Origin of the sequence: Micromonospora globbae (assembly GCF_036184225.1) — a bacterium.
In the GTDB taxonomy this organism is placed as follows: Bacteria; Actinomycetota; Actinomycetes; order Mycobacteriales; family Micromonosporaceae; genus Micromonospora; species Micromonospora globbae.
Window position 1 is genome coordinate 3,510,059 of sequence record NZ_CP108084.1, and the last position, 12,232, is coordinate 3,522,290.

Consider the following 12,232-nt stretch of genomic DNA (forward strand, 5'->3'; position numbering starts at 1 on the left):
CCGGCCGGACGGCCGATTCAGGAGGCCGGGGCGGCGGCGACCGGCTGCCGGAGGATGGTGCGGAGCTTCTCGGGCGCGACCCTGCGGGAGTCGCTGAGGTAGATCTCGTGGTGCGTGCCGACCATCCGCAGCCCGTTGTCCGGGATGAACTCGTGGTGCATCCGGGCCAGCACGTCGGCCTCGTCGTCGTACGTGCCGACGTGCAGTGTCTGCACGCAGCGCCCCTCGGACAGCGAGCCGAGGCGCACCTCGTGCAGGCGCCGCGGGCGGTTCTTCGCGGCGACCTGCTCGACGGCGTCGGCGAACATGTCCTCGTCGATCCAGTCCGGCACCATGATCATCAATGTCCAGTCCCACCGGGACTTGTTCCGGGACGCCGTGAACGCGTCCATGTCCTCGGCCCACCACAGGCCCTCCAGCGGCATGACGACGTAGTCGCGGCCGAGGGTCCGCTTGCTCGCGAACTTCAGCGTGTACGCCAACGGGAAGAGCGCCTCGACCGCGCCGGTGAAGGCGGGGGTCGTGTTGGGGTCGCCGTGTCCGTCGATCATCAGGTATCGCAGGTCGGGCACGTCGACGATCTCGAACCGGCCCTGCCGGGCACGGTAGGCGGCGATCTCCCGCTTGAAGTCAGTCTTGTCGGTCATCGGGCACCTGGACTCGCGACGCGAGCCACGACCTTTCCGCCTCGAGGAGGCTGAGCGAGTAGGAGAAGACCTCGCGTGCCGGCAGCGCGAGGGGGGCCTGCGCCGACTGGGCCGCGCGGACGGCGGCGATGCGCGCGTCGACCTGGGCGAGCCGGTCGCGAAGCGCCCGCGCGTACTCCCGCTCGGAGAGCAGGGGAAGGTTGGAGACGCCCACGAGGAGGGGGTGCGGGACGGGACGCAGCTCGGCGATGAGCGCGAGCGCGCCGCGGGCCGCGGCCTCACGACCGGCGGCCGTGGCGTGGAAGACGCGCCGCGACCGGGCGGTCGCCGGCGGCTCGGGTGCGTGGACGAGCCCGCGCCTCTCGAGTTTGGCGAGCAGGTAGTAGATGGACGAGAAGCCGATCTCGGTCCACTGGCGGATCCCGCGGCGCTCGATGACCTGCTCCAGGTCGTAGCCGTGCTGGGGCCGTTCGACGATCAGCCCGAGCACGACCAGCTCGGACGGGGTGAGCTCCACGCCACCTATTCTAGTACTAGAATAGGTGGGCGCGAGCATCCCCCGGTTCCTTCGGGTCGGGTGGTCGTCGCGGCGCCACCCGCGGGCGGCGGGTCACCTCGTCGGTGGTCCGCCGCCCCGGGTCGACGAGCTGACGGCGTCAGCCGCAGTTGCCCCAGCTGTACCGGCCGGCGCCCTGCCACATGGTGCCGTACAGGACCTCGCCCTCGTACATCACGCAGCGGTCGCGGGCGGACCGCTGGATGGCGGCGTAGTACTTGAAGTTGCCCGAGTCGTACGCCCAGGAGCTGCCCTCGACCCGCACCCCGGCGCGAACCCCGGTCGTCGAGCCGACGGCCACCCGCTTGAGGGTGGCCACGCAGTTGTACCCCGTGGCGCTGTTGTAGAGCAGGTAGACGTCGCCCACCCTCGTGCCGTCCGGCGCGGTGATCGACCGGTGGCCGTCACTGGCGTACGCCCACGAGCCGCCGAAGTCGTTGTTGCAGGCCTGAGCCGCCGTGAACGGGTTCGTGGCGGCCTGGGCCGGCGAGGCGAGGGTCACCGCCGCCACCGCGGCGGCGAGAGTCGAGACGAGCAGTCGTCGCCCTGTTGCACGCATACGTTTCCTTCCCCAGGTGTCCCGGCGCGAAGATCGCGCATGAACGGCCATCCTGCCACAGTGGATCATCACCGGGGCCGCGGCTCGTTGCCGGGTGGAGCCGGGGTCACGTCACGGGTGGCCGGGGACGGGGTCCCCGGCCACCCGTGGCCTCGTGCCGGTGTTACAGGTCGAGCGGTTCGATCCAGATGTTGCGGTACTGGACCGGGTTGCCGTGGTCCTGCAGCCGGATGGCGCCCGCCGCCGGGCCCTCCGGTCGGCTACCACCGGTCGGGCCGAGGATCTCGACGTCGTCGTGCACCGTGACGCCGTTCCACACCACCGTGACGCGCGGGTTCTCGACCTTGTTGCCGGCCGCGTCGTACCGGGCCTGCCGGTAGACGATGTCGTACGACTGCCAGGTCTCCGGCGGCCGCGCCGCGTTCACGTCGGGGGCCTTCTGGTTGTAGATGGCCGCGGCGTCGTTGACCTGCGGCGGGTCGATGCCGAACGAGTCCAGCACCTGGATCTCGTAGCGGTCCTGCAGGTACACGCCGCTGTTGGCGCGGGCCTGCCCCGTCACGTCCGGCGGGTAGAGCGGCAGGTTGAACTCCACGTGCAGGCGGAAGTCGCCGAAGGCCTGCACCGTACGCAGGTCGCCGTTGCGCACCGTCATGGCGCCGCCGGCCACCGGCCACTCGGGCTCGCGCCCGTCGGTGTGCTGCCACTCGGTGAGGTCGCCGTCGCGGCCGAGCAGCGTGATGCGCTCGCCGTGCGGCCGTACGGCGAGCACGTCGAGGTTCACGTGCCCGGAGTCGGCGGCCTCCTTGCGGTACTCCACGATGTTGCGGCCCTTGTCCAGCCGCACGGTGGTGGTGACCGTGCCCCACTCCTCCCAGGTCACCGTGGAGGGGAAGACCGTCTGCTCCACCCGTGCGCCGTTGACGTACAGGCTCAGCTGCTTCTCCCCCGAGTACGGGTTGGGGCCGTTGCTGTAGCGCATCGCGAGGTCGTACGTCCCGCTCTCGCGGACGTCGACCGAGATCCTGGTCGACGAGCCGTTCTCGGCGAACCCGGCGGCGAACCCGGCGCCGGAGTAGGCGGCGTGGTCGGTCGCCATGCCGACGCCGACCGTCCGGCCCTCCTCGGCCTCGAAGAAGGTCTGCGGCTGCACCACGCGCCCCGGGATCTCGTTGAGCGTGTACCAGGCCTCAGTGTTCCACAGCTCCTCGCCGTCGGCGGAGGTGAACGGGCGCGGCGAGCGGACGTGCACGACGCGGTTCTCCTTGAGCCCCGGGATCCTCAGCTTCACGGTGCGGCGGTCGGCCGACAGCTCCGCCCTGCTCACCGTGAGGGTCTCCAGGTCGAGCTTGGGGCCGCCGTACTGGCTCGTCGCGCCGTAGCGCCACTGCGTCACCCGGTACGCGTCGGCGAGGTCCGCGGCCGTCTCGGCCGACAGCGGCTCGGTGTACTCCAGCTCGAACCCGACGTGGGAGGCACGCATCCGCTTGACCTCGAACACGGAGGTGCCGTTGGGGGTGAGCTTCTGCAGGCCGTACGTGAGCTTGCCCTCCTGGCCCCAGTTGCCGCCGGCGCCGAGGCCACCCACGTAGAGCGCGCCGTCCGGGCCGAGGGTCACCTCGTTGATCCCGGACTCCAGACCCTGCGTGTGGCGGAACACCGCGCCCTGGTACTGCCCCTCGACCTTCTCGAGGAAGACGCGCTGGAGGCCGCCGTAGGTGACGTCGCCGACCACCAGCTGCCCCGCGTACGGCCCCTTCGTGAGCAACACGGGGGTCGAGGGCGAGTTGCCGATCTCGTTCTGCGGGATCCAGACGATCGGACGCGTCACGGGGTTGTCGTCGAACGGACCGGGCGGCGTCGTGTAGTGGTTGTAGAAGGCGCCGTCCTTGATGGCCACGAGCTTGGACGCGGGAAGCCAACCGCCCTGGTTGTCGGTCACGAGGACCTCGCCGCCCGGCCCCCAGCCGATCCCGTTCGGGGTGCGCAGTCCGCCGGCCACGTAGGTGATCTCGCCGGTCCGGGCGTTCACCTTGATCGAGGTGCCGCGGTTGGGCGCGGGCTGGGGCACGGTGGTGGCGCCGCCCAGGTTGATGGCCACGGAGAGGTTGAGGTAGAAGTACCCGTCCCGGTAGAGCAGGCCGAACGCGAACTCGTGGAAGTTGCGACCCCACGGCCAGGTGGCGACCGTCCTGCGTTCGTCGGCCGTGCCGTCGCCGTCGGTGTCGCGCAGGGCGGTCAGCTCGTGCTTCTGGCTGACGTAGACGGTGCCGTCGACCACCGCCACGCCCTGGGGCTCGCGCAGCCCGTCGGCGAACCGGCGGTAGGTCACCCGCTCGGGGCCGGTCGTCCCGGTGACCCCCTCGACCACGTACACCTCGCCGGTGGCGTTGTCGGTGCCACCCCAGGTCGAGACGACCAGGTCGCCGTCGGGCATGAAGGCCATGCCGGTGACCTGCGGCTGGAAGCCGTCGGGACGCAGGTCGGTGAGGGTGTAGCCGGGGTGCACCCGGTCGAGCGGCAGGCCGTCACCCGCCGAGTCGGTGGCGCCCTCGCAGTACTTCCACCCGGGAGCGGTCACACGTACGACGCCGGCGTCGGTGCTGAGCGCGGACGCCGGCACGAGTGCGAAGTCGGCCGAGCCGGGAACGCGCCACTCGAGCCGCAGCACCTGGCCGCCGCCGTTGTCGAAGAACTCGACGAACAGCGGGTGCACGCCGGCGGTCAGCGTGACCGACCCGTCCTTGGAGGTTTCGGCGTGCAGGCCGTCGTGGTCGATGACGACCTGGTCGTCGATCGTCAGCCGGGACCCGTCGTCGCTCGTGAGCCGGAACGTGTAGTCGCCGTCGGCCGGTACCGTCAGGTTGGCGATGACGTGGCTGATGAAGCGGTCGGACAGGCCGAACTCGTCGGTGCCGGTCCAGTTGATCTGCGGCATGAGCTTGTCGACGTTCGGCGTCTGCGCGGGCTTGAGGGTGCACAGCGCCGACAGCGGGACCCCCATGTCGTACGAGCGAAGGGTCACGCCGGGTTCCTGCGGCGGGATGTCGGCGGGGGCGGCCGAGGCCGGCGTGACAGGGGCGGCGGCGAGCAGGGTCGCCAGTGCGGCACCTGCGGCCGCCAGCACGGCTCGCCGGCGCCGCCGGTTCGGTGCGGGCATGCGTTCCTCCGGTGGGTGCGGGTCCCGGCCAGGAAGAAGCCGTGCCACTTTCTCCCCCGGGACCGGTCAGTACGATCTCGCGTTACGGAAGATCGGTCGCTGACACTATCACTTCCCATCGATAGAACGAAACTTTTGCATCTATCGACCCAAAGTCTCCTCGGCGCGATGGTCACCGGCCCGGCCGGTACAGGGACCGGGCCCGCACCGGGACCGTGACGTCTCCCCCACCGCGGATCCGCCACAGGCCACAGTGGCAGGACTGGTAGTGCACGGTCCCCTCGCTGGTCCGGTGCCGGGAGCGGGTTCGCCAGACGTGCCCGTGGTTGTCGTTCATGCCCCCACCCTGCTGTAATGGCATTGTGCATCTCAACCCTTACGGCGCCGACGCGGTCCGGCTGGCCGTCGACCTGGCCAACGATCCGCCCGGGTCGGTCGCCGACCTGGCCGATCGCTGCCGGCGGGCCGGGGTGGTGGTGGACATGCCGGTACGCGACGACGACCTCGCGGTGACCCGCCGACTGATCGAGGAGTGGGCGCGGATCGTCGACGCGGCCTCCGCGGAGGAGCGGGCGAGGCTGCTCAACCGGATGCTGGCCGGCGCCTCGACGTACCCGCGCCTCACCGACCACGCGGACGGGCGCTGGCACCTGCACTACCGCGACGACGGGGTGCCGCTGTCCGCGGTGCTCCGCGCGCTCGTGAGCGTCGGCACCGCGCTGCACCTGACGGGTCGCGGGATGGACCGGCTGGGCCGCTGCGCCCGGACCGGCTGCGGCCTGGTCTACGCCGACGTCTCCCGGACCGGCCGGCAGCGCTACTGCTCGCCCCGGTGCGCCAACCGCGACGCCGTACGCCGCCACCGCGCCCGTGGCGCGGCGTCGCGCTGACGGCGGATCCGACCGGTTGACCGGTAATCGCCGCGAGCGGGCACGGCCGGAGGGATGATCGGTTCGTGCGAGGAGATGCCATGGCTCAGCTGCGGGGGTCGGGCGGCGTGGACCCGGCGGAGGTGAAGCGACGGATCGGTCCGGTCGGGGTCTGGACCGGGGTGCTCGGCGGGCAGTCGGCCGAGTTCGGTCGCAGGGCCGCCGCGGAGGTGGAGGACCTGGGTTACGGCGCGCTCTGGGTGGGCGAGACGGCGAGGTACAAGGAGGCGCTCGTCCACTCGGCCATCCTGCTCGGCGCCACCCGGAGCCTGGTGGTCGCCACCGGCGTCGCCAACATCTGGGTCCGGGACGCCACCGCCGCCGCGAACGGCGCCAACGCTCTCGCCGAGGCGTACGACGGGCGCTTCCTGCTCGGTCTGGGGGTGAGTCACGCGCCGCTGGTGTCGGCGCGCGGCCACGACTACGGTCGGCCGCTCGCGGCGATGCGGTCGTACCTCGACGCGATGGACGAGACCGAGTACGCGGCGCCGCTGCCCCAGCGGGCCCCGCGGGTGCTGGCCGCGCTCCGTCCCGGGATGCTGAGGCTGGCGGCGCAGCGCAGCGTCGGCGCGCACCCCTACTTCGTCACGCCGGAGCACACCGCGCGCGCCCGCGAGGTTCTCGGGCCGGGGCCGGTGCTGGCGCCGGAGCAGGCCGTGGTGCTGGACACCGATCCCGGATCGGCCCGCGAGAAGGCCCGGCGGTACACGTCGTGGTACCTCAGCCTGCCCAACTACGTGAACAACCTCAGGGAGATCGGTTGGGCCGAGGAGGACCTGTCCGGTTCCGGCAGCGACGCCCTGGTCGACGCCATCGTGCCGTGGGGTGATCCCGAGACGGTGGCGCAGCGGGTCCGGGCGCACCACGACGCGGGTGCGGACCACGTCTGCGTCCAGCCGCTCGTCGACGGCCCGGACGATCTGCTGCCCCAGCTGCGGGCCCTGGCGCCGCTGCTGCTCACCCCGTAGGCCGTGCCCCCGGTCGTTCGCCCGCCCCTCACCCGAGGCTGACGACCATCCGGCGTACGGCCTCGGTGAGCACGTCCGGTGAGGTGGCGAAGTTGAGGCGGAGGTGCCCGGCGCCGCCGGTGCCGAAGTCCGGTCCGGGCACGAACGCGACGCGCCCGCGCTCCAGGAACACCGTGGCGGGATCGGCGTCCGGGCCGCCGGGCAGCTCCAGCGCCCGGCAGTCCAACCAGGCGAGGTACGTGGCGTCCGGCGGCTGGTAGCGGACACCGGGCAACCGCTCGGCCAGCAGGTCGGCGAGCAGGTGGCGGTTGGCGTCCAGGCCGCTCAGCAGGTCGTCGAGCCACGGTCCGCCGTGCCGGAGAGCGGCGGTGTGCGCGATCACCGCGAGGTGGCTCACCCCGTCGTTGACCTCCGCGGGCATGCGGGCCAGGTCCGCCGCCGCGTCGGCGCCGGCCACCGCGACGGCGGCCTTCACCCCGGCCAGGTTCCACGCCTTCGACGCGGACAGGAGCGCGAAGTCCCGCTCGGTGCCGGGCAGGGAGAGGTACGGCACGAAGGTCGCCCCCGGGTACACGAGGGGTGCGTGGATCTCGTCCACCACCACCCGTACGCCGTGGCGGGCGGCCAGTTCGGCCACGGTGGACAGTTCGGCGCGGGTGTGCAGCGTTCCGGTCGGGTTGTGAGGGCTGCAGAGCAGGTAGGCCGCGCGGCGGCCCCCGGCGACCGCCTCCGCGAAGGCCCGGTCCAGCGCGTCCGGGTCGAGGCGGTGCCGCCCGTCCAGCGGCGCCTCGACGATCCGGCGACCCGCGCTGCGCAGGAACTGGTAGTACGGCGGGTAGACCGGCGGGTTGACCACCACGGCGTCGCCGTGCCCGGTGACCAGGTCCAACACCTCGACGACGCCCATCATCACATCGGGCACCGCTCTCGTACGCGCGACGTCGACGGTCCAACCCCACCGCTCGGCGGCGAACCCGGCCAACGCCTCGGCGTAGGCCGGGCCGTGGGCGTACCCGGTGTCGCCGAGGTTGATCGCCTCGGTCAGCGCCCGGGTCACCGGCTCGGCCAGCGGCACGTCCATCTCCGCCACCCAGAGCGGCAGCACGTCCTCCGGGTACCGCCGCCACTTCTCACTGGTGCGGCGGCGGAGGTCGGTCAGCGACAGCGTCTCCAGCAGGTTGCCCATGCGGCAACCGTACGACCTTTCGATCTTTCCGTCCGCCCGGGCACCGCCGGCCCGGGCACCGCCGGCCCGGCCGCCCGCCGCCCTGGTCAGCCCGCTGCCGGTGGCGTGAGGAGCGCGACCAGCGCGTGCAGGTCGGGGATGCGCAGGTCGGCGGGGTGTCCGCGCAGCGCGGCGACCCGGGCGCCGGCCCGTTGACCGGCGGCGATCCCGGCCGGCGCGTCCTCGACCACCAGGCACCGCTCGGCCGGCACCCCGAGCCGGGCGGCGGCCAGCCGGTACCCCTCGGGATCGGGCTTGCCCGCGCGGACGTCGTCGGCGGTGACGAGCACCGGCGGGGTGATGCCGGCCGCACCGAGACGGGCCGCGGCCAGATCCGCGTCGGCGCTGGTCACCACGGCCCACGGCAGGGCGAGCCGGTCGAGGGTGTCGAGCAGGCACGTCGCGCCGGGCAGCGGCTTGGTGTCGACGGCGTCGGCCAGTTGCAGCTCGGTCTGGTACCGCGCCGCGCGCCGGGCGGCCTGGTCGTCGAGGTGCGGCGCGACCTGCCGGATGGTGGTCAGGGCGGTCTTGCCGGGCGAGATCCGCAGCACCGTCTCGGGATCGACCTGGTAGTCGGCGGCCCAGCGCCGCCAGGCACGCTCGACGGCTCCGTCGGAGTCGACCAGCGTGCCGTCCATGTCCAGCAGCACCGCCTCGATGTCGTCCATGCCACCATTATGCTCGGCGCGCGAGCATAATGGTGGCGGGAGGGGTTGTGGAGCGACCGACGCACCGGATGCGGGACCTGCGCCACCAGGGCGCGCTCGCCGTGCTCCGGCACCTGCACCGGCAACCGGGCGTCACCCGGTCCGAGCTGGCCCGCGCCCTCGATCTCAGCAGCGGCTCGGCGACCGACCTCGTCGCCCGGCTCAAACGCCTGCGTCTGCTCGACGAGGTCGCCTCCGCTCCGTCCGGTGGTCGCGGACGGCCCTCCCCCACCCTGGTCGCCCACCCGGCGGGTCCGCTGGTCTGCGTCGTCGACATCAGCCACGAGCGGTGGCGGGTGGCCGCCGTCGAACTGGGCGGCCGGATCGTCCAGCACACCAGCGGCCGGCACGTCGACCGGGAGCCGGACGCCGTGCTGGACCGCGTGCGGCGCGAGATCGCCGCCTGTCGGCGCCGGCTCGGCCACCGGATCCGGGCCGTCTCGGTCGCGGTCGCCGCCACGGTACGAGGTACCGAGGTGGTGCAGGCCGCCACGCTGGGGTGGCGGCGGGTGAGCCTCGAACCGCTCCGCCCCGCCGCCGACGTGCCGCTGCTGGTCGGCAACGACGCCTCGCTGGCGGGGCTCGCCGAGGCACGGCGGGGCGCCGGGGCCGGCGTGCGGGTCGTCCTGCACCTCACCGTCGAGGTGGGCGTCGGCGGCGTGCTCGTGGTCGACGGCGACCTGCTGGACGGCGCCACCGGGGCCGGCGGCGAGTTCGGCCACCTGCCCTTCGGTGACCCGACCCTGCGCTGCCCCTGCGGCGCGACCGGCTGCTGGGACCTGCTGGTCGACGGCCGGGCCATGGCGCGGCAGCTCGGTCAGCCGGCGCCGGACGACCCGCGGACGGCCGCGGAGCACATCCTCGCGGCCGCACCGCGGGACCCGGCGGCCCGGGCCGCGGTCGACGGTGCCGCACGCGCGCTCGGCCGGGGCGTCGGCGGGCTGGTCAACGCCCTCGATCCGGCGCTGGTCACCCTGTCCGGGCTGGCCGTCGACCTGTCCGCGGCGGCGCCCCGGGAGGTGGACGCGGGCTACCGGGCCGGGCTGATGTCGTTCCGACGGGGCCAACCCCCGCCGCTGGTCCCGTCGACGCTCGGCCCCGACGGCCGGATCGCCGGGGCCGCCGACGCCGCCTTCGACACCGTCCTCACCGTCCCCGGCATCGAATCGTGGTCCCGGTCGACCGCACGAGTCCGAGAAGGAGCGACGTGAGCACCGTACGGGAGTTCCGGATCGACGTCCCGCAGGCCGCGCTGGACGACCTCGCCGACCGGCTGCGCCGCACCCGGTGGCCCGCCGAGCTGCCCGGCGTGGGCTGGAGCCGGGGCGTGCCGGTCGGCTACCTGGGGGACGTGGCGGCGCACTGGCTGCACGCGTACGACTGGCGGGCGTGGGAGGCGAGACTCAACGAGTTCCCCCAGTACACCACCGAGATCGACGGTCAGCGGGTGCACTTTGCGCACGTCCGGTCGCCCGAGCCGGACGCGCTACCGCTGATCCTCACCCACGGCTGGCCCGGTTCGATCGTCGAGTTCCTCCGCGTCATCGGCCCGCTCACCGATCCGGCCCGGCACGGCGGCGATCCGGCGGACGCGTTCCACGTCGTCGCGCCCTCGCTGCCCGGTTTCGGCTTCTCCACGCCGCTGTCCGGGCCGGGCTGGAACCACGACCGGATCGCCCGGGCGTGGATCGGCCTCATGGACCGGCTCGGCTACGAACGCTACGGCGCACAGGGCAGCGACACCGGGTACCTCGTCTCGCCCCGGCTCGGCCACCTCGCGCCGGACCGGGTCGTGGGGGTGCACATCCACGGCGGGCTGGAGTTCCCCGACGCCGAGCAGCTCGCCACGGTGACCCTGACGGCCACGGAACGGGCCCGGCTCGCCGCGGCGGACCGGCTGCGGCGGCACGGCAGCGGCTACGCCGACATCCAGGGCACCCGGCCGCAGACCCTGGGGTACGCGCTGACCGACTCGCCGGTCGGCCAGCTCGCCTGGACCCTCGACAAGGTGCGGGACTGGACCGACCCGGCCCACGACCTGCCGGACGAGGCTCTGGACCGGGACGTCCTGCTCACCGACGTGTCCCTCTACTGGCTGACCGGCACGGCGGCCAGCTCGGCCCAGCTCTACCACGAGGTACGCGCCCAGCCGCCCCGGCCGGCGGCCCCCTCGGGGGTTCCCACCGGGATCGCGGTCTTCCCGCCCGACCCGGCGCTCCGCCGGCTCGCCGAGCGGGAACACCACCTGGTGCACTGGGCGGAGTACGACCGGGGCGGCCACTTCGCCGCGCTGGAGGTCCCCGACCTGCTCGTCGCCGACATCCGCGCGTTCTTCCGCCCGCTGCGCCCCGGGCGACGGTGACGGCGCCACGGGGCGTATCCGTGTCGGGGCGCTGTCACCCCCGAGCGCAGCCGCTGCTCAGGCGTCCGTGGCCGCCGGTGGCGCGGTGCTCTCGCGCACCACGAGGGTGGGAACGACCAACGGCGACGGATGCAACTCCGCACCCCGGATCGCCTGCGTGACAACCTCGATCGCCCGGCGACCGACGGCCTCGAAGTCCTGCCGGATCGTGGTCAACGGAGGAATCAGATACGCCGCCTCCGGCACATCATCGAACCCCACCACCGAGATGTCCCCCGGCACCCGACGACCACACTCCTGCAACGCCCGCAACACACCGATCGCCATCTGATCATTGGCCGCGAACACCGCCGTCACCCCCGGCATCTCACAGATCCGCCGCCCCGCCACATAACCACTACGGGAACTCCAGTCCCCCGACACCGGCTCCACCGGACGCAGACCCGCCCCACCCATCGCCAGACGCCACCCATCCACCCGCGCCCGCGCCTCCGCCCAGTTCAGCGGACCACTCACATGCACCACCTCACGATGCCCGAGCCCCAGCAGATGCTCCGTCGCCATCCGCGCACCCAGCACCTGATCCACCCCGACGGTCAGCGACGCCTTCGACAGATCCCCCTCCACCACCACGAACGGCACCCGCGACCGCTGCGTCCGCACCACCTCCAACGCCTCGTCATGACCGGCGATCATCACGATCCCCTCCACACCGACACGCATCAGATGCTCCGTGGCATCACTGAGCGCCTGCCGCGTCACCTCCGACAAACTCACCGACGTCGCGAAAAACCCCGCCGCCCGCGCCGCGTCCTCCACCGTCCGATGAATACTCATCGGACCGAACAACGTCCGGGCCGTGCCGATGACGCCGATGATGCCGGAGCGCCCGCGCACGAGCGCACGGGCCGCGGTGTTGGGGCGGTAGCCGAGCCGTTCGATGGCCTGCAACACCCGCTCACGGGTCTCCGGTTTGATGCTGGACGAGCCGTTGATGACCCGGGACACCGTCTGATGCGACACGCCCGCCAAACGAGCGACATCCGCCATCACCGGCGCCTTGGCGGGAACGCTCACGTTTCCTCCCTGAGTAGCGGGTCTGTTGCCATAACGAGGAAC

General features: G+C 72.8%; 12 protein-coding genes. 4 read left to right on the top strand and 8 right to left on the bottom strand.

All coding sequences use genetic code 11. The annotated features are described in order from the left end of the window. Positions 1-17: 17 nt before the first annotated feature. From OG994_RS15465 to OG994_RS15485, 5 genes are all read right to left on the bottom strand, one after another. Complete coding sequence (locus tag OG994_RS15465; RefSeq protein ID WP_120331943.1) at positions 18-647, bottom strand: GyrI-like domain-containing protein; 630 nt, start codon at positions 645-647, stop codon at positions 18-20. Further along, the gene (locus tag OG994_RS15470) at positions 631-1,164 is read right to left on the bottom strand and encodes a PadR family transcriptional regulator (protein ID WP_328853724.1); all 534 of its coding nucleotides are present in this window, start codon (positions 1,162-1,164) and stop codon (positions 631-633) included. Before OG994_RS15470 ends, OG994_RS15465 begins: the two co-directional genes overlap by 17 nt. Before the next feature lie 139 nt (positions 1,165-1,303). Continuing rightward, on the bottom strand, positions 1,304-1,762 hold the full coding sequence (locus OG994_RS15475; RefSeq protein ID WP_147427327.1) for a hypothetical protein: 459 nt from the start codon (positions 1,760-1,762) through the stop codon (positions 1,304-1,306). Positions 1,763-1,925: 163 nt separating this feature from the next. After that, the gene (locus OG994_RS15480) at positions 1,926-4,922 is read right to left on the bottom strand and encodes a family 16 glycoside hydrolase (protein WP_328850112.1); all 2,997 of its coding nucleotides are present in this window, start codon (positions 4,920-4,922) and stop codon (positions 1,926-1,928) included. 172 nt (positions 4,923-5,094) lie between these two features. Then, positions 5,095-5,259, bottom strand: a complete 165-nt coding sequence (locus OG994_RS15485; RefSeq protein WP_192902308.1) for a hypothetical protein — start codon at positions 5,257-5,259, stop codon at positions 5,095-5,097. A gap of 25 nt (positions 5,260-5,284) precedes the next feature. On the opposite strand from OG994_RS15485, the gene OG994_RS15490 reads away from it, so the two are divergent. Beyond that, the gene (locus tag OG994_RS15490; RefSeq protein ID WP_328850113.1) at positions 5,285-5,812 is read left to right on the top strand and encodes a CGNR zinc finger domain-containing protein; all 528 of its coding nucleotides are present in this window, start codon (positions 5,285-5,287) and stop codon (positions 5,810-5,812) included. 80 nt (positions 5,813-5,892) lie between these two features. Next, on the top strand, positions 5,893-6,819 hold the full coding sequence (locus tag OG994_RS15495; protein ID WP_120331938.1) for an LLM class F420-dependent oxidoreductase: 927 nt from the start codon (positions 5,893-5,895) through the stop codon (positions 6,817-6,819). Between the two features lie 28 nt (positions 6,820-6,847). On the opposite strand, the gene OG994_RS15500 is transcribed toward OG994_RS15495, so the two are convergent. Next, positions 6,848-8,005 (bottom strand): MalY/PatB family protein, encoded by a 1,158-nt coding sequence (locus OG994_RS15500; protein ID WP_328850114.1) that lies wholly within the window; start codon positions 8,003-8,005, stop codon positions 6,848-6,850. Between the two features lie 86 nt (positions 8,006-8,091). Continuing rightward, entirely contained in the window at positions 8,092-8,712 is a 621-nt protein-coding gene (locus OG994_RS15505; protein ID WP_328850115.1) for an HAD-IA family hydrolase, read from the bottom strand. Between the two features lie 47 nt (positions 8,713-8,759). Here OG994_RS15505 and OG994_RS15510 point away from each other — a divergent pair, with 47 nt between their 5' ends. Beyond that, positions 8,760-9,962 carry an ROK family transcriptional regulator gene (locus OG994_RS15510; RefSeq protein ID WP_328850116.1) on the top strand — a complete coding sequence of 401 codons (1,203 nt, stop codon included), beginning with the start codon at positions 8,760-8,762 and terminating at the stop codon, positions 9,960-9,962. Next, positions 9,959-11,113, top strand: a complete 1,155-nt coding sequence (locus tag OG994_RS15515; RefSeq protein WP_328850117.1) for an epoxide hydrolase family protein — start codon at positions 9,959-9,961, stop codon at positions 11,111-11,113. Before OG994_RS15510 ends, OG994_RS15515 begins: the two co-directional genes overlap by 4 nt. Positions 11,114-11,170: 57 nt before the next feature. Here the strand turns inward: OG994_RS15515 and OG994_RS15520 are convergent, their stop codons facing one another. Then, positions 11,171-12,190: a LacI family DNA-binding transcriptional regulator gene (locus OG994_RS15520; RefSeq protein ID WP_328850118.1), complete on the bottom strand. Its 1,020-nt coding sequence runs from the start codon at positions 12,188-12,190 to the stop codon at positions 11,171-11,173. Between the last annotated feature and the right edge of the window lie 42 nt (positions 12,191-12,232).